18 protein-coding genes are annotated in these 16,718 nt (G+C 59.3%); 8 read left to right on the forward strand and 10 right to left on the reverse strand.

What is annotated here, in order from left to right:
* Positions 1 to 9: 9 nt before the first annotated feature.
* The 4 genes from astB to astC are packed head-to-tail and all read right to left on the reverse strand — an operon-like array spanning position 10 to position 5,060.
* The gene (astB, locus tag BH712_RS04680) at positions 10 to 1,335 is read right to left on the reverse strand and encodes an N-succinylarginine dihydrolase (RefSeq protein ID WP_006809101.1); all 1,326 of its coding nucleotides are present in this window, start codon (positions 1,333 to 1,335) and stop codon (positions 10 to 12) included.
* The gene (gene astD / locus BH712_RS04685; RefSeq protein WP_071850031.1) at positions 1,322 to 2,812 is read right to left on the reverse strand and encodes a succinylglutamate-semialdehyde dehydrogenase; all 1,491 of its coding nucleotides are present in this window, start codon (positions 2,810 to 2,812) and stop codon (positions 1,322 to 1,324) included. The genes astB and astD overlap by 14 nt, the downstream gene beginning before the upstream one ends.
* On the reverse strand, positions 2,809 to 3,843 hold the full coding sequence (gene astA, locus BH712_RS04690) for an arginine N-succinyltransferase (protein WP_006809103.1): 1,035 nt from the start codon (positions 3,841 to 3,843) through the stop codon (positions 2,809 to 2,811). Before astA ends, astD begins: the two co-directional genes overlap by 4 nt.
* Positions 3,840 to 5,060 (reverse strand): succinylornithine/acetylornithine transaminase, encoded by a 1,221-nt coding sequence (gene astC, locus BH712_RS04695; RefSeq protein WP_006809104.1) that lies wholly within the window; start codon positions 5,058 to 5,060, stop codon positions 3,840 to 3,842. Before astC ends, astA begins: the two co-directional genes overlap by 4 nt.
* A 433-nt stretch (positions 5,061 to 5,493) precedes the next feature.
* Between astC and xthA the strand changes: the two genes are divergently transcribed.
* The 6 genes from xthA (at position 5,494) to BH712_RS04725 (ending at position 11,669) form a co-directional block, all read left to right on the forward strand.
* On the forward strand, positions 5,494 to 6,300 hold the full coding sequence (xthA, locus tag BH712_RS04700) for an exodeoxyribonuclease III (RefSeq protein ID WP_006809106.1): 807 nt from the start codon (positions 5,494 to 5,496) through the stop codon (positions 6,298 to 6,300).
* Between the two features lie 6 nt (positions 6,301 to 6,306).
* On the forward strand, positions 6,307 to 6,990 hold the full coding sequence (locus tag BH712_RS04705) for a TVP38/TMEM64 family protein (protein WP_006809107.1): 684 nt from the start codon (positions 6,307 to 6,309) through the stop codon (positions 6,988 to 6,990).
* A 15-nt stretch (positions 6,991 to 7,005) separates the two neighbouring features.
* Positions 7,006 to 8,166 (forward strand): ABC transporter substrate-binding protein, encoded by a 1,161-nt coding sequence (locus BH712_RS04710; RefSeq protein ID WP_032673730.1) that lies wholly within the window; start codon positions 7,006 to 7,008, stop codon positions 8,164 to 8,166.
* Positions 8,139 to 9,668, forward strand: coding sequence for an ABC transporter permease family protein (locus tag BH712_RS04715; protein ID WP_006809109.1), 1,530 nt, complete (start codon positions 8,139 to 8,141; stop codon positions 9,666 to 9,668). The genes BH712_RS04710 and BH712_RS04715 overlap by 28 nt, the downstream gene beginning before the upstream one ends.
* Positions 9,668 to 10,288, forward strand: coding sequence for an ATP-binding cassette domain-containing protein (locus tag BH712_RS04720; RefSeq protein WP_006809110.1), 621 nt, complete (start codon positions 9,668 to 9,670; stop codon positions 10,286 to 10,288). The genes BH712_RS04715 and BH712_RS04720 overlap by 1 nt, the downstream gene beginning before the upstream one ends.
* A gap of 73 nt (positions 10,289 to 10,361) precedes the next feature.
* Positions 10,362 to 11,669, forward strand: coding sequence for a sulfurtransferase (locus tag BH712_RS04725; RefSeq protein ID WP_006809111.1), 1,308 nt, complete (start codon positions 10,362 to 10,364; stop codon positions 11,667 to 11,669).
* On the opposite strand, the gene BH712_RS04730 is transcribed toward BH712_RS04725, so the two are convergent.
* Positions 11,666 to 12,283: a CDP-alcohol phosphatidyltransferase family protein gene (locus BH712_RS04730; protein ID WP_006809112.1), complete on the reverse strand. Its 618-nt coding sequence runs from the start codon at positions 12,281 to 12,283 to the stop codon at positions 11,666 to 11,668. The two genes, BH712_RS04725 and BH712_RS04730, sit on opposite strands and share 4 nt — an antisense overlap.
* On the reverse strand, positions 12,273 to 12,845 hold the full coding sequence (locus tag BH712_RS04735; RefSeq protein ID WP_006809113.1) for a carboxymuconolactone decarboxylase family protein: 573 nt from the start codon (positions 12,843 to 12,845) through the stop codon (positions 12,273 to 12,275). Before BH712_RS04735 ends, BH712_RS04730 begins: the two co-directional genes overlap by 11 nt.
* Positions 12,846 to 12,920: 75 nt before the next feature.
* Between BH712_RS04735 and BH712_RS04740 the strand changes: the two genes are divergently transcribed.
* Positions 12,921 to 13,337 carry a pyrimidine (deoxy)nucleoside triphosphate diphosphatase gene (locus tag BH712_RS04740; protein ID WP_006809114.1) on the forward strand — a complete coding sequence of 139 codons (417 nt, stop codon included), beginning with the start codon at positions 12,921 to 12,923 and terminating at the stop codon, positions 13,335 to 13,337.
* Here BH712_RS04740 and BH712_RS04745 read toward each other — a convergent pair.
* Positions 13,297 to 13,569 (reverse strand): YnjH family protein, encoded by a 273-nt coding sequence (locus tag BH712_RS04745; protein WP_006809115.1) that lies wholly within the window; start codon positions 13,567 to 13,569, stop codon positions 13,297 to 13,299. The genes BH712_RS04740 and BH712_RS04745 overlap by 41 nt on opposite strands.
* A gap of 225 nt (positions 13,570 to 13,794) precedes the next feature.
* Here BH712_RS04745 and gdhA point away from each other — a divergent pair, with 225 nt between their 5' ends.
* On the forward strand, positions 13,795 to 15,138 hold the full coding sequence (gene gdhA, locus BH712_RS04750; protein WP_006809116.1) for an NADP-specific glutamate dehydrogenase: 1,344 nt from the start codon (positions 13,795 to 13,797) through the stop codon (positions 15,136 to 15,138).
* Positions 15,139 to 15,170: 32 nt separating this feature from the next.
* On the opposite strand, the gene BH712_RS04755 is transcribed toward gdhA, so the two are convergent.
* The 3 genes from BH712_RS04755 to BH712_RS04765 are packed head-to-tail and all read right to left on the reverse strand — an operon-like array spanning position 15,171 to position 16,688.
* Positions 15,171 to 15,431: a DUF202 domain-containing protein gene (locus BH712_RS04755; RefSeq protein WP_006809117.1), complete on the reverse strand. Its 261-nt coding sequence runs from the start codon at positions 15,429 to 15,431 to the stop codon at positions 15,171 to 15,173.
* Positions 15,428 to 15,823, reverse strand: coding sequence for a YidH family protein (locus tag BH712_RS04760; RefSeq protein ID WP_006809118.1), 396 nt, complete (start codon positions 15,821 to 15,823; stop codon positions 15,428 to 15,430). Before BH712_RS04760 ends, BH712_RS04755 begins: the two co-directional genes overlap by 4 nt.
* Positions 15,804 to 16,688, reverse strand: a complete 885-nt coding sequence (locus tag BH712_RS04765; protein ID WP_032653253.1) for a MurR/RpiR family transcriptional regulator — start codon at positions 16,686 to 16,688, stop codon at positions 15,804 to 15,806. The genes BH712_RS04760 and BH712_RS04765 overlap by 20 nt, the downstream gene beginning before the upstream one ends.
* Between the last annotated feature and the right edge of the window lie 30 nt (positions 16,689 to 16,718).

The raw sequence follows: 16,718 nt of genomic DNA on the forward strand, positions 1-16,718 counted from the left end.
ATCGTCTCCTTAGCGCTGGAACGGATAAACCGATCCCAGTTGCAGGATGGTCGATAATGCATCCAGCGCCTCGCGGCCTTCGCGCAGCAACTGCGGATCAACCAGATCGGCCTGAACCAGACGGTCGCGATAATAGCGATCCACCCAGTCGTTAAGGGTATTGAACAGCGTGTCGTTCATCATCACCGCCGGATTCACGGCCTGCATTTCCTCCGGCGTTAACACCACGCGCAGGCGTAAACAGGCAGGCCCCCCACCGTTGGCCATACTTTCCCGCAGATCAAACACGCGCAGTTCATCAATCGGGTTATCCGCCTGCACCAGTTCACTGAGATAGCGCCAGACGCCCTGATGCTCCCTGGACTCCTGCGGCAGTACCAGCATCATGCTGCCGTCCTCCCGGCTCAGCAGCTGGCTGTTGAACAGATAGGTTTCGACCGCATCCTGCACGCTCACCGCCTGCGTGGGGACCTGAACTGGCATAAAGCCCGGCACCCGCTCACGCAGCGTGGCCAGCAACTTTTCCTGATGGGCAAACGCCTGCTCGTGGCAGAACAGCACCTGACGGTTGGAAACGGCAATCACGTCGTTATGAAACACGCCCTGGTCGATCACCTGCGGATTTTGCTGGGCAAAAATGACCTGAGAAGGATTAACCTGGTTAAGCCGTGCAACCGCCTGGCTTGCGGCTAAGGTTTGTCTTGCCGGATAACGAACCGGCGCGGCATGACCACCCTCTTCCCGCCCGTAAACAAACAGCTGTAAACCCGGCTCACCATAGTCGCCGCCCAGACGATTGTGGTTTGCCGCCCCTTCGTCGCCAAACATCGCAACCTGCGGCAGCGCCGAATGCACCTCGAAATGCGCGTCATGATTAAAAATGGCGCGCAGCACGTGCCCGGTGGTCTCCGCTTCGCTGGCGCGGTGGAATTTGTTGTTCAGGTTAGCGACAGTCAGATGCACTTTGCCATCCAGCGTATCTGCCGACGGCGCGACGGTGGCGGCATTCGCGACCCACATCGAGGAGGCAGAACTGGCCGCGGAAAGCAGGTGTGGCGTCTGCGTGCCTGCTTTTTCCACCACCTGTTCATCCGTGCCACTGAAACCCAGCTGGCGCAGCACGGCCACGTTCGGGCGCTCCTGCGGCGGGATCACCGCCTGCGGGAAACCGGCATCGGACAGCGCCTTCATTTTTAATAGCCCCTGCTTCGCCGCCAGCTTCGGGTTCGAGACCTGGAAACGGTGCTTCGTCGAGGCTTCATTGCCGAACGACAGCCCGGCATAGTGGTGCGTCAGCCCCACCAGCCCGTCAAAGTTAACTTCACGCGCTTTCATGGGCGTCACCCTCTGTAAAGTCCAGCCCCGGATTCAGCGTCTCCGGCAGCGTCAGCGCCGGGGTTTCCAGGCTTGCCATCGGCCACGCGCAATAATCGGCGGCATACCAGGCGCTGGCGCGATGGTTGCCCGACGCCCCGACGCCACCAAACGGCGCGGTGCTCGCTGCGCCGGTCAGCGGTTTGTTCCAGTTCACGATCCCGGCGCGCGCTTCCAGCAGCAGCAGCTGTTCGAATTTCTCGCGATGCGGCGATATCAGGCCGCTCGACAGGCCGTAGCGGGTGTTGTTGGCCATCGCGATCGCCGACTCAAAATCGTCATAGCGCCAGACGCACAGCAGCGGGCCAAAGACCTCTTCATCCGGCACGTTGCTCGTCGCACTCATCTCAATAATCCCCGGCGTCAGAAGCGACGTGCCCGGCATTACCTGTTTCGGCTCCAGCAGGGTTTTCGCCCCGCGCGCCACATGCTCCTGCCAGGCTGTCAGCACGTTCAGCGCCGCCTGCCCGGAGATCAGCCCGCCGATAAACGGCTGCGGCTCGGCATCCCATTTCGCGGGAACCAGACGCGCACTCACCTCCACCAGACGCTTCAGGAACGCATCCCCCTGCGCGCCGCGCTTAACCAGCAGGCGGCGGGCGCAAGTGCAGCGCTGTCCGGCGGTAATGAACGCCGACTGAATGGTCAGATGGACCGCAGCATCGATATCATCCGGATCTTCCACAATCAGCGGGTTGTTGCCGCCCATTTCGAGTGCCAGAATTTTTTCCGGCTGCCCCGCCAGCTGGCGATGCAGCTGATAGCCCGTGCCAGCACTGCCGGTGAACAGCAGGCCGTCAATGTCGCTCAGCGCACTCAGCGCCTGACCGGTTTCACGCCCGCCCTGCACCAGATTCAGCACCCCCGGCGGCAGCCCCGCCTGCTCCCAGAGTTTGACCACTGCTTCGCCGGTTAAGGGGGTTAACTCACTCGGCTTGAAGATGACAGTATTCCCCGCCAGCAGCGCAGGCACTATGTGCCCGTTCGGCAGATGTCCGGGGAAGTTATACGGGCCAAACACCGCCAGCACCCCGTGCGGACGGTGGCGCAGCGTGGCGGCGCCGTCGGGCATCTCGGTATGCTGCTCACCGGTGCGGGTATGGTATGCCTTCACCGATATCGCGATTTTGTTGATCATCGCCGTGATTTCGGTTGTCGCCTCCCAGCGCGGCTTGCTGGTTTCGCAGGCAATAATGCGGGTTAGCTCGGCTTTATTGGCCTCCAGCAGCGCAGCAAATTTCTCAACCAGCGCCTGGCGCTCGGAGAATGGCCGTTTCGCCCATGCCGGAAACGCGCGACGTGCAGCCTGGCAGGCCCGCTCCACCTGCCCGGCGCTGGCGTCGTTCCCCGACCAGAGCACTTCCTGGCCGACCGGATTGGTTTTTGTCCGCGCGTCACCTTCGCCCGTTACCCAGTCGCCGTTAATCCATAAAGTCATGCTGTTTTCTCCTCAGGGCAGAGTCGCACCTGGCGAACCGTGTCGCCAGCGTTACATTTCAGGGCATCCAGTTGCGCAGCCGTCAGCACCAGACGCTCGCAGGTTGGGTTGGTTCGCACCAGCATGACGCGGAAGTTGGTGTAATTCTCGTTCGAGACCAGGCAGGCTGGCCACTCGCCCGGCGCGGGCTGGCCTTCGGAAACCTCAACCAGGCGGCTTTTACGGATGGCGCGCACGCGATCAATGTCGCATTCCAGCGTCGGGCCGCCGTCGAAGATGTCGACGTAGTTACGGTAGCGAAATCCCTCTTTCTCCAGCACCGCCCGGGCCGGGGCGGTTTGCGGGTGAACTTCGCCGATCACCGCCTGCGCTTCCGGGGTTAAGAAATGGGTATAAATAGGATGCTTCGGCATCAGCTCGGCGATAAACGCCTTCTGACCGGTACCGCACAGGTAATCCGCCCGGCTGAATTCCATGGAGAAGAAGCGTTCGCCCAGACTCTCCCAGAACGGCGAGTAGCCCGTCTCATCAATCACGCCGCGCATCTCCGCGACCACTTTTTCGTTGAAGCGGTCGCGAAAGGCGGCCATAAACATAAAGCGCGATTTGGAGAGCAGATAACCATTGCCCTCTTTGCGCCAGTCCGGATCGAGGAACAGGGTGCAGAGTTCGCTGGCGCCGGTATGGTCATTACAGAGGAAGAGCGTCGGCAGCGCGTTGTAAACGTTCAGCTCTTTCGAGGCGTGGACCATCGTGCCGACCCGGTAGTTGTACCACGGATCGTTAAGCCCGACGGCCACTTCAATGGCGCAAATCCCCGCCACGGTTCCCGTGTCGGTATCTTCCAGCACGAACACATAGCCCTGTTCGCTCTTTGGCAACGTCCCCTGCCAGGTTTGCAGGGCGCGCTCAATGCGCGCCGACAGCGTTTTTTCATCGGCAGGCAGCGAGGTCAGACCGCCCCCTGTCTTACCGGCAAGCTGCATAAGCCCGGCGAGATCGCCGTGCGCAACGGGACGGATGACCATCATGATGACACCCCGGCCTTCACCTGTTCGCAGGCCAGCGCAAAATGATCTAACCCGGTTCTGACCTCTTCCTCGCTGACGATCAGCGCAGGGGCAAACCGCACCACGTTAGCACCCGCAATCAGCACCATCACGCCCTGTTTCGCCGCTTCCTGTGAAATCAGCTTCGCTTTGCCAACAAACTCAGGGGCAAGTTCACAGCCAATCAACAGCCCCAGACCGCGGATCTCTTTGAACAGGCCGGTTTTGCTGTTAATGGCCGTGAGGCGTTCAACGAACCACTGGTGACGCTGCTTCACGCCGTTCAGCACCTCAGGGGTGTTAATGATATCCAGCACCTGTCCGGCGACAGCGGTTGCCAGCGGGTTGCCGCCGTAAGTGGTGCCATGGGTGCCCACGGTCATCACGCTGGCGAATTTTTCGGTGGTCAGCATCGCTCCCACCGGGAAACCGCCGCCGAGCGCTTTGGCTGTTGAAAGCACATCCGGGGTCACACCATAGTGCATGTAGGCATACAGCTCACCCGTACGGCCTACGCCGGTCTGGACTTCGTCAAAAATCAGGACCGCATTATGCCGATCGCACAGCTCACGCAGCCCTTGCAGGAACGCGTTGTCGGCGGGCATGACGCCACCTTCACCCTGCATCGGCTCCACGATCACCGCACAGGTGGTGTCGTCAATCAGCTCGCTGGCAGAGTGTAAATCGTTATACACCGCGTGACGGATATCCGGCGGCAGCGGCGCAAAATCCTGTGAATAGGAGGGCTGTCCCCCCGCACTGACGGTAAACAGCGTGCGGCCATGGAAGGCATTTTTAAAGGCGACGATGCCGCTCTTATGCGCGCCAAATTTATCATGTGCATATTTGCGCGCCAGCTTCAGCGCCGCTTCGTTGGCTTCCGCGCCGGAGTTACAGAAAAAGACTTTTTCTGCGAAAGTGGCGTCAATCAGCTTCTTCGCCAGACGCAGCGCCGGTTCGTTGGTATACCCGTTGCCGGTATGCCAGAATTTTGCTGCCTGGTCATTCAGCGCCTGCCGCAGCGCCGGGTTCGCATGTCCCAGCGCATTCACCGCAATCCCACCCGCAAAGTCGATGTACTCTTTGCCCTGCTGATCCCACAGGCGAGAGCCTTCCCCACGTACCGGAATAAAAGCCGCCGGAGCGTAGACCGGCATCATCCATTCATCGAAATTTTCACGCGTAACTGACAGAGACATAGCGACCTCATCCGGTAAATAAAAGGTTGTTTAAATGTTAAATAATTGGGTGTTTGCACTGTGAATGTAGATTGCAGCGTTCGTGCCAGCCAGCGATAAAAATGCATAAACGGGTTGGGGCAACAGAATATCAATGAGTTACAATATGGAGTTATTCACTGTTAATGCATAAATAGTGAATATTTTTACGACAAGCGGCGCTTTGCCGCATGAAAACAAGAAAGAGTATGCAGAGGCCAAATATAATTCTGGAATTGTGATCGCTCGCGAAATTTATCGGTCCTTTACGCCCTGCTGGAGGGCAACGCGCGTCGAAATGGTGCAAATTTTGCACCGTTGGCATTATCTGTCGCAGTAATTGGGCGAAGCGGATAACAGACGACGTAAATTCTGCTACCATCCTTGCACTATTCACCTTGCATTGGCAGCGACTATGAAATTTGTCTCTTTTAATATCAACGGCCTGCGTGCCCGCCCTCACCAGCTTGAAGCGATTGTTGAGCAACATCAGCCCGATGTGATCGGCTTGCAGGAGACAAAAGTTCACGACGATATGTTCCCGCTCGAAGAGGTAGCGAAGCTGGGCTATAACGTCTTTTACCACGGACAGAAAGGCCACTACGGCGTTGCGCTGCTGACCAAAGATACCCCGGTGTCGGTGCGTCGTGGCTTCCCGGGTGACGATGAAGAGGCGCAGCGCCGCATTATCATGGCAGAAATTCCTTCCGCACTCGGCAATGTGACCGTCATTAACGGCTATTTCCCGCAGGGTGAAAGCCGCGATCATGAAACCAAATTCCCGGCCAAAGCGAAGTTTTATCAGGATCTGCAAAACTACCTGACAACCGAACTCAAAAAGGATAATCCGGTGCTGATCATGGGTGACATGAACATCAGCCCGACAGATCTGGATATCGGTATCGGCGAAGAGAACCGCAAGCGCTGGCTGCGCACCGGCAAATGCTCTTTCCTGCCGGAGGAGCGCGAGTGGATGGAGCGCCTGCTGGGTTGGGGGCTGGTGGATACCTTCCGCACGGCGAACCCCGAGACGCAGGATCGCTTCTCATGGTTTGACTACCGCTCTAAAGGCTTCGATGACAACCGGGGCCTGCGTATCGACCTGCTGCTGGCAAGTGCCCCGCTGGCCGAACGCTGCATCGAAACCGGGATTGACTATGACATCCGCAGCATGGAAAAGCCGTCCGACCATGCGCCGGTATGGGCAACGTTCAAGCTGTAATCGTCAGTGAATATTAAAAAAATCAGTTTCCTGTGCGCCCTTCTGGGCGCATTTGTTTTGATCGTTGTTTTGCTTCCTCCAGGCACGCTCTCCCTCGACACGTTAAAAATCCACCAGCGGATGTTGCTTGCCCGGGTCGAACAGGCTCCCCTTCAGAGTGCGCTGCTCTATTTTGTGGTTTACGTTCTGGTCTCCGCGCTGTCGATACCCGGGGCCGCGCTTCTGACGCTGCTCGGCGGAGCGCTTTTCAGCCTGTGGGAGGCGACACTGCTGGTGTCATTTGCCTCGACGCTCGGCGCCACGCTTGCCATGCTCGTCAGCCGTTACCTGCTGCGCGACTGGGTGCAACGGCGCTTTGCTGCACAGATGAATACGATCGATGCGGGAATGGATCGCGACGGCGCGCGCTACCTTTTTGCCCTGCGCCTGATGCCGTTGTTCCCGTTCTTTCTGGTCAATCTGCTGATGGGGCTAACCCGTCTCAGGGTGCGTCACTACTGGTGGGTCAGCCAGCTTGCGATGCTACCCGCTACCGTCATCTATCTGAACGCCGGACGCGAACTGGGGAAACTCACCTCGCTGCGCGATATTCTGTCGCCGGGAGTGCTGTTCGCCTTTACACTATTAGGGTTATTACCACTGGCCACTCGCTGGCTGTTTTCCCGTAACATCCCTTCGATTAAAAAGTGAGGCATTATGCGCCGGGTGCGTTTTTGCGCGTTTCTGACGAGTCTGCTGCTGGCAACGTCTGCCTTCGCCGCAGAGAGCTGGCAATCCCTTCAGCAACAGGCCAACGGGCAGACCGTCTGGTTTAACGCCTGGGGCGGCGATGAGGCCGTTAACCGCTACCTCGACTGGGTAAGCGGCGAAATGAAAACGCACTACGCCATCAACCTGAAGATCGTACACCTGGCCGATGCCGCCGACGCGGTGAAGCGGATCCAGACGGAGCAGGCCGCAGGACGTAGCAGTAACGGCTCGGTGGATCTGCTCTGGGTGAACGGGGAAAACTTTCGCACGCTGAAAGAGGCCAACCTGCTGCTCACCGGCTGGGCGCAGACCCTACCCAACTGGCATTACGTCGATACCCGTAAACCGGTAACGGAAGATTTTGCCATTCCGACCGATGGGGCGGAATCCCCTTGGGGTGGCGCGCAGTTAACCTTTATCGCCCGGAAAACGAGCATGCCGACACCACCGGCAGATCCCCATGCGCTGCTGGTTTACGCTCAACAGCACCCTGGCAAAGTAAGCTATCCGCGACCACCGGATTTTACCGGCACCGCGTTTCTTGAGCAGCTGCTGCTGGCGCTGACCGCCCATCCGGAGGCGTTAAAAAAAGCGCCGGACAGTACCTTTGCACAGGTCACCGCGCCGCTGTGGGACTATCTTGATACCCTGCATCCCCTGCTGTGGCGCGAAGGGAACGATTTTCCTCCGTCGCCTGCGCGCATGGATACGCTGCTGGCCAGCGGCAGCCTGAACCTGTCGCTCACCTTTAACCCCGCCCATGCGATGCAAAAGGTGGCGAACGGTGAACTGCCTGCCGACAGCTACAGTTTCGGCTTTCTCAAAGGCATGATCGGCAACGTCCATTTTGTCGCTATCCCGGCAAATACCCGCGCGAGCGCAGGCGCGAAGGTGGTGGCGAATTTCCTGCTGTCACCGCAGGCGCAGATCCGCAAAGCCGATCCTGCCGTCTGGGGTGACCCGAGCGTGCTGGATGGTGCAAAACTGCCCGCGAAAGCGGCAAAACAGCTGCGCGCCTTTACCCCCTCAGGCACACCAGATGTGCTGCCCGAACCGCACGCCGCCTGGGTTAACGCTCTGGAGCAGGAATGGCTTCGCCGCTACGGTACCCGCTAAGCGGCCTGGTCTGGGCGGCAATGGTGGTCATCTATCTGCCACTGCTACCCGCCAGCGGCATGCTGCTGGCCCCGGCGTTTTCTCTCGTCAACTGGGCGTCGCTGTTTGCCGACCCACAGCTGCCGCAGGCGCTGGCCGCCACGCTGGTGTCAACGCTCATCGCGACGCTTGGCTCACTGTTTATCGCCCTGAGCCTGCTTGCGCTTCTCTGGCCGGGTGAAGGCTGGCAGCGCCTGAGCACCCGTCTGCCGTGGCTGTTAGCGGTGCCGCATGTCGCCTTCGCCACCAGCGCGCTGCTGCTTTTTGCGGAAGGGGGACAGTTTTACCGGATCTGTACAGTCTGCTCGCCGCAGCTTGACCGCTACGGTATCGGGCTTGGTCTGACGCTTGCGGTCAAAGAGAGCGCGTTTGTTTTGTGGGCAATCTACGCCGCGCTGCCTGAAAAGCGCCTCGCACAGCAGAAAATCGTCCTGCATACCTTCGGCTACGGACGTATGCAGGCGCTCTGCTGGCTCATCCTCCCGGCAATCGCCCCCGCGCTGGGCGCCGTGATGCTGGCGGTGCTCGCCTGGTCGCTTTCTGTGGTGGATGTGGCGATCGTGCTCGGGCCGGGCAACCCGCCTACGCTGGCGGTGCTGGCCTGGCAGTGGCTCACCCAGGGCGACGCGCAGCAGCAAATAAAAGTAACATTGCTGTGTCTGGTGTTGCTCCTGCTGCTGGTCGCGCTTGCCGCGGTGGGATACGGCCTCTGGACGGCATGGCGGCGTGCCCGGCCAGACATCTCCGGGGTTCGTCGCGCTTCGAATACCGCGTTGCCCGCACGGACGCTGGGCGGGTTACTGCCGCTGTGCGGCGTGCTCTGTGCGCTGGTTCTGCTGATGCTGGCACGCCGGAACGACATCGGCCCCGTCAGCGACAGCCTTTCACTGGGACTGCTGTCCAGCCTGACAGCGCTGGCCATCCTCATGCTCTGGCTTGAGTGGGGTCCCCAGCGCGGCGCGGTGTGGATCTGGCTGCCGCTTGCCCTTCCGGCGCTCCCCCTCGTCTCTGGGCAGTATGCCGTGGCGCTGTGGCTGGGCATCGATGGCCAGTACGCTGCTGTGCTCTGGAGCCATATGCTCTGGGTTCTCCCGTGGATGCTCCTGGTGCTGCAACCGGCCTGGCGCAGGCTCGATCCCCGGCTTATCCTCACCGCCAGAACGCTGGGCTGGCGACAGGCGAAAATTTTCTGGCTGGTGAAATGCCCGCTGATGATTCGTCCGGCCCTGCTGGCCTTTGCCACCGGTTTTTCCGTGAGCATGGCCCAGTACATGCCCACCCTCTGGCTGGGGGCGGGACGTTTCACCACCCTGACGACGGAGGCGGTCGCCCTCAGCAGCGGCGGCAGCATTCCGATCCTCGCCAGCCGGGCGCTGGGTCTGTTGCTGTTGACCAGCAGCGTATTCGGCCTCGCCGCGCTGCTCTCCCGGCTCGTGGGCCGTCACAGACAAGGATTACGGTAATGCTGAACGTGAAAAATCTCACCATTGCGCCGCTCTTACGTGAGGTCAACTTCCGCGTCCCGGCGGGGGAGATTGTCACGCTGATGGGTCCTTCCGGGAGTGGGAAATCGACCCTGTTTGCCTGGATGGTGGGGGCGTTATCCGCTGATTTTAAGGCGCACGGCGAGCTATGGCTGAACGATCGCCGCTGCGATATGCTCCCCGTGGAAACGCGCGGGATCGGCATTCTGTTTCAGGATGCCCTGCTGTTTGACGCCTTCAGCGTGGGGCAAAACCTGATGCTGGCGCTGCCATCGCACCTTACCGGGCGCGCGCGGCGCGACGCGGCAGAACAGGCACTCGAAACTGCCGGGCTGGCAAACCACTACGCCAGCGATCCGGCGACCCTTTCCGGCGGCGAGCGCGCCCGGGTGAGCCTGTTGCGCGCCCTCCTCGCCCAACCGCAGGCATTACTCCTCGACGAACCGTTCAGCCGCCTTGATAAAGCGCTGCGTACCTCATTTCGGGCCTGGGTTTTCGAGACTATTCGTGAGCGTAATATTCCGGTGGTACTGGTCACGCATGATGAGGAAGATATTCCGCCCGGCGGTGAGGTGATTGAGATTTCTCGCTGGCAATAATGTGCTAACGCAATGTTTTTGGCTTCAGGAGAGACGACAATGCCATCCTCTTTTAATGACGTCAGGTTTTTCGATGAAACGTGTTTCTCAACTGACCGCGCTGGCCCTCATCTGCGGCCTCGCCTCACTCTCCTCCATGGCGGCTGATATGCCCCACTCCCTCACGCTGGCCCAGCTCCAGGCGCAAAACGGCGCGGTAATTGATACGCGCATCAGTGCGTTTTATAACGGCTGGCCGCAGACCCTGAGCGGAACCTCCGGGCATGAACCCGCCGCGCTTAATCTCTCTGCCCGCTGGCTTGGGGCAATGAGCGATGAACAGCTCAGCGGCTGGGCAGAACAGCATCGGCTGACACCCGACATGCCGGTTGCGCTCTATGGCAACGATGCTGACAACCAGACCGTCAAAACGCGGCTGGAGAAAGCGGGCTTTACCCACGTTTCCACCCTGAGCGATGCCCTGCAACAATCCGACCGTCTGCAACGTCTGGCGCATTTCGAACAGCTGGTTTATCCGCAGTGGATCCGCCAGTTGCAGCAGGGCAAACCGGTTACCGCCGCACCAGCCGGAGAGTGGAAGGTGATCGAGGCGGGCTGGGGTGCGCCGAAGCTTTATCTCCTGAGCCACATTCCCGGCGCGGGCTACATCGACACCAACGACGTGGAAAGTGAACCACTGTGGAATAAGGTCTCTGACGAAAAGCTGAAAGCGATGCTGGCGAAGCACGGGATCCGCCACGATACCACCGTCATTCTGTACGGTCGCGACGTGTATGCCGCCGCGCGCGTGGCGCAGATCATGCTCTACGCGGGCGTGAAGGATGTGCGAATTCTGGATGGCGGCTGGAAGGCGTGGTCCGACGCAAACCTGCCCGTTGAACGCGGTACGCCTGCAAACGTGAAGCCAGCCCCTGATTTTGGCGCGCCGATCCCGGGACAACCACAGCTGATGGTGGATATGGAGCAGGCCCGGGGAATGCTGCACCGTCAGGACGCGTCACTGGTGAGCATTCGTTCCTGGCCGGAGTTTATCGGTGAAACCAGCGGCTACAGTTATATCAAGCCAAAAGGTGAAATTGCCGGGGCGCGCTGGGGCCACGCGGGCAGCGACGCGACTCATATGGAAGATTTCCACAATCCGGACGGCACCATGCGCAGCGCTGATGACATCGCTGCCATGTGGAAAACGTGGAATATCCTGCCGGAGCAGCACGTTGCCTTTTACTGTGGTACCGGCTGGCGGGCGTCTGAAGCCTTTATGTACGCCCGCGCCATGGGCTGGCAGAACGTTGCCGTCTACGACGGCGGCTGGAATGAATGGAGCAGTCACCCGCAGAACCCGGTCTCCACCGGCGAGCGCGGACCGGAGAGCACACCCTAGCGGGGGAGTGACTTCAGCGTGATATAACCGCTCCAGATGCGCGTTGTGGTGGTCAGCCAGCACAGCGCGCCAAACGCCCAGGCGAACAGCGGGAAATGCGCCGGAAACAGGCAGCACAGCACAAACAGCGCGATGGTCTCCGTTCCTTCCGTTAATCCTCCAATGTAATAAAGCGACTTGTGCGCATAGCCGGGGTTGTCGATATCATGCTTCCCCGCCAGCGCGGCAAAGGCCAGAAAGCTGCTGCCCGTCCCCATAAACGCGAACAGCAGCCAGGCGGCGGCTATCGCATTGTCAGCCGGTGCAGCAAGCGCAAAGCCAAACGGCACCAGGGCGTAAAACAGAAAGTCGAGGGCGATATCAAGGAACCCTCCCGCATCCGTCAGGCCACGGCGACGCGCCAGCGCACCGTCCAGCCCGTCCAGCAACCGGTTCAGCACAATGGCGACCAGCGCCGCCGGATACCAGCCCAGCGCCAGAAACGGTAACGCCAGCACACCAATCGCAAACCCGGCGAGCGTTAATCCATCGGGCGTGATAAAGGGTTTATCCAGCGCGGCGGCCAGCTGATTTAACCCGGGCTTCAGCCGGGGGTGCAGATGTTTATCCAGCATGCGGTTTACCTTTAAACGCGGCGCACAGCCCCTGCTCCGGAATATCCAGCGCGGCGTTAAAGCGGGCGGAAAGATTCTGAAAGGCAATCAGGGCCGTCATTTCGGTGATGGTCTCTTCCGTAAAGTGGCGCTTCAGCTGGCTTTTGATATTTTCATCCACCTGCGGCGGCGTGGCGGTGACCGCTTCGGCAAAGGCCAGCGCCGCCCGCTCCTCTTCGCTGAACAGGGTGGAATGTTGCCAGTCGCTAACGGCCTGCACTTTATCCAGCGCTCCACTCCGCTCCGCCAGACGCAGGCTGTTGGCATCGATACAAAATGCACAGTGACAGATCTGCGAGACCCGCGTCATCAGCAGCGAACGCAGAACCGGCGTCAAACGCGCCTTGCGCCGCTCCAGATAGCCGACAAAAAGCGCCACCAGCCAGAAAAGACGCGGCATACGCCCCCACCAGCGGGTGGGGTTAAGCACCGCGCCAAAGTGTTTTTTCTGCATGGCGGCGATGGGGCTAAGGCTGACGGGAAGGGTTTTCATGGGCGCCACCCAGGCGGATGTCTCTTTCACCTGATTCTCCTGATGACTGGACTCTTGGAAAGGGCACGATAATATGTCGGTTTTCGCTATTAATTATTGACGAACATGCTGAAAACACTCGATGTGGTTGCGGCCATCCTTGAAAAAGAGGGCAAGATTTTACTGGCGCAGCGTCCCGAACATGCCGATCAGCCAGGAATGTGGGAATTTGCGGGCGGTAAGGTTGAAGCCGGTGAGACCCAGCCGGAAGCGCTGATCCGCGAACTGCGTGAAGAACTCGGCATTGAGGCCGTGCCCGCGCAGTACGTGGCAAGCCACCAGCGGGAGGTGTCGCAGCGGCTGATTCATCTCCACGCCTGGCATGTGCCTGAGTTTAGCGGTGAGCTGAAGGCGCATTATCACTCGGCGCTGGTATGGTGCACGCCAGAAGAGGCGTTCACGTATGATTTAGCCCCGGCGGATATACCGCTGCTGGACGCGTTTATTCTTTTACGCGACGCCAGACCAGCGGGTTCGTACTGAGGGTGCGCTCATCACGCTGGCACTGCAACAGCACGCCATCCGCCCTGACCACCGCCCCTTCTGAATAGTTTTGATCCTGATAGATACAGCACTGATTACACGGCTGAGCGCGCTGGCCACCGGCGCTGAAGACCTCTGGCGGCACGTTCACCTCGACATCCGGGCGGATGCGGTCAGCCAGCGCCCCGGCGGATAACATCAGACATAACGCGGCCATTGCGTAACGGTTCATAGACTTTATTTCCTTTGCATCGTTTATATCTATAACGGTCGATCCGGACGGGATCTTTAATTTATCTCGTCATCGCTTTTGGTTATGACGTGCGCCCTGTCATTAATTTCCCTTTCGGCATAAATTTCTGCTTGCCTCTCAAAGCGGTACGGGTGGTATAGTCAAAAAAACGACACAAAACATCTACGCCACACGCATACATTATTATAAGAGGTTCTTATATCTATGGATCAGACACGCTCTCTGGAAAGCTTTCTTGCCCATGTTCAGCAGCGCGACCCGCACCAAAGCGAGTTTGCCCAGGCCGTTCGTGAAGTCATGACCACCCTGTGGCCCTTCCTTGAGGAAAATCCGCGTTACCGTCAGATGGCACTGCTTGAACGTCTGGTGGAGCCGGAGCGCGTCATCCAGTTCCGCGTGGCATGGGTGGACGATCGCAATCAGGTGCAGGTCAACCGCGCGTGGCGCGTGCAGTTTAACTCCGCCATCGGGCCGTTTAAGGGCGGGATGCGCTTCCATCCGTCAGTAAACCTGTCGATTCTGAAATTCCTCGGCTTCGAGCAGACCTTTAAAAATGCGCTCACTACCCTGCCAATGGGCGGCGGTAAAGGCGGGAGTGATTTCGATCCGAAAGGCAAAAGCGAAGGCGAAGTGATGCGCTTCTGCCAGGCGCTGGTCACTGAGCTTTATCGCCACCTTGGGCCGGACACCGACGTTCCTGCCGGGGATATCGGCGTGGGTGGGCGTGAAGTGGGCTTTATGGCCGGGATGATGAAAAAACTCTCCAACAACAGCGCCTGCGTCTTTACCGGCAAAGGCCTGTCGTTTGGCGGCAGCCTGATTCGCCCGGAAGCGACGGGTTACGGTCTGGTCTATTTCACCGAAGCGATGCTCAAGCGTCACGGGCTGAGCTTTGAGGGGATGCGCGTGGCGGTCTCCGGCTCCGGCAACGTGGCGCAGTACGCGATCGAAAAAGCGATGGCGTTTGGTGCGCGCGTGGTGACCGCCTCCGACTCCAGCGGTACCGTGGTGGATGAAGCTGGCTTCACGGCAGAAAAACTGGCGCGTCTGTGCGAAATCAAAGCCAGCCGTGACGGTCGGGTCGCGGATTATGCTCGTGAATTTGGCCTGACCTATCTGGAAGGTAAACAGCCGTGGGGCGTGCCGGTGGATATCGCCCTGCCGTGCGCGACGCAAAACGAACTGGACGTGGACGCTGCCCGGACGCTGATTAGCAATGGCGTGAAAGCGGTAGCGGAAGGGGCAAATATGCCCACCACCATTGAAGCGACCGATCTGTTCCTGGAAGCAGGCGTGCTGTTTGCACCAGGCAAAGCGGCCAATGCTGGCGGCGTGGCAACATCCGGTCTGGAAATGGCGCAAAATGCCGCGAGAATGGGCTGGAAGGCAGAGAAAGTGGATGCCCGTCTGCACCACATCATGCTCGATATTCATCACGCCTGCGTGGAGTACGGCGGCGAGGCGTCTCAGACCAACTACGTGCGCGGGGCGAATATCGCCGGGTTCGTGAAGGTGGCAGATGCGATGATCGGGCAGGGTGTGATTTAACCGCGATTCGCCCGGCGATATGTTTCGCCGGGCTATAAACGTACCACTATTCCGGCCAGCAGTAGCGCGCCACTTCCGGTAACCAGCAGTGAAACAACGCTGTGTCTGCGCATTATGCCGCATAACATCCCCAGCCCCACAGCCAGCAACACGACAGCACTCACCATATGCAGCGGTTCACCGAAGCGTAGCCAGTGACGCAGACAGAGCAGCGCCGGAACCAGCGTCGCCCATCCGGTACGACGCCACGCCAACAGCGTTCGCTCTGGCTGGAAACCTGAATCGCGGTTCACGGCACCCCCTGCCACAGCAATACCGCAAGCAGCAATCCTGACAACAGGATAAAGCCACCCAGCAGAAGCAACACGCGCGTATAGGGGAGATCGCTTCCCAGACGCATTGCATATTCATTGTGACGCCAGCGCCGCCAGGCGATGATCCCCAGCGCGGATGCGACGCTCAGCAGCAGCGCGGAAAGGAGCATGCGCAACCCTACGGAGGAAAGCTGTGGTGAAAATTGTTCTATTCCTACCGCCCCCGCCATCAGCGCCAGCGCGGTGCGGATCCACGCCAGGAAGGTGCGCTCATTCGCCAGCGTAAAACGGTAGTCTGGCGTTTTGCCCGCCAGCCACCATTTACCGCGCGGGCGTGGAGGAAAAGACGAATTATTCTCCTGAAGACTCACGTTTGATTCTTTCCTTAATCAACAGTTCTTTTATGGAAAGGCCGGTTGACGCACTGTCGCGCAGATTATGCCGGGTGATTTCGGTGCAAAGGAATTCGATAATAAAAAGTTGAGAAAGTCGTGTGGCGATAGAATCCCCCTGAAACGGCCCTGCGCTGCCGCAGGTTAGCAGCCAGTTATCGGCAAGCTCGGTCAGCGGCGACTGGAGGTTATGGGTGATCGCCAGGCAATGCGCCCCGGCTTTACGCGCCAGCCGGAAAGCGTTGACCACCTCTGGCGTTTCGCCCGAGTGTGAAAAGGCTACGACCAGATCTTCCGGCTTAAGATTGGCGAGCTTCAGGGTCATCGTAAAACGATCGGTGTAAGCCTCTGAGTCAATGCCCTGGCGGTTCATTTTGTCCCGGGCTTCCATGGCTGACAGACCGGATGCGCCGAAACCCACAAACAACACCCGGCTGGCCGTCAGAAAACGGTCAACGACCGGATGCACGACCTTCATATCGAGCAGACCAATGGTTTCTTTGACTGTCGTCTCCAGCGTTAGCGCAATTTTCTGCGCCACCTCATTTCGTGAATCATCCAGGAAAATGTCCGGCGAGACAGGCAACGGCTGCTCACTCTCCTCAAGCAGTTCACGCTTCAGCGCCGCCTTGAGATCGAGCAGGCCGCCATAGCCAATCCTTTTGCAAAAACGCACGATCGTTGCCTCACTGACCTGAATCGCCTCCGCCAGCCGACTTACTGGCATCTGTGCCACCTGAGCCGGTTGCTCCAGAATAAACCCGGCGATACGGCGATCGGTCTCACTTAAGCCACCCAAAATATTGCTGATATAGACCCGCACGTTTTCCCGATTCACGCTCATGGCGACGTTTCGCTCCTTTTGCGATAAAGA

Origin of the sequence: Enterobacter hormaechei ATCC 49162 (assembly GCF_001875655.1) — a bacterium.
GTDB classification, from domain to species: domain Bacteria; phylum Pseudomonadota; class Gammaproteobacteria; order Enterobacterales; family Enterobacteriaceae; genus Enterobacter; species Enterobacter hormaechei.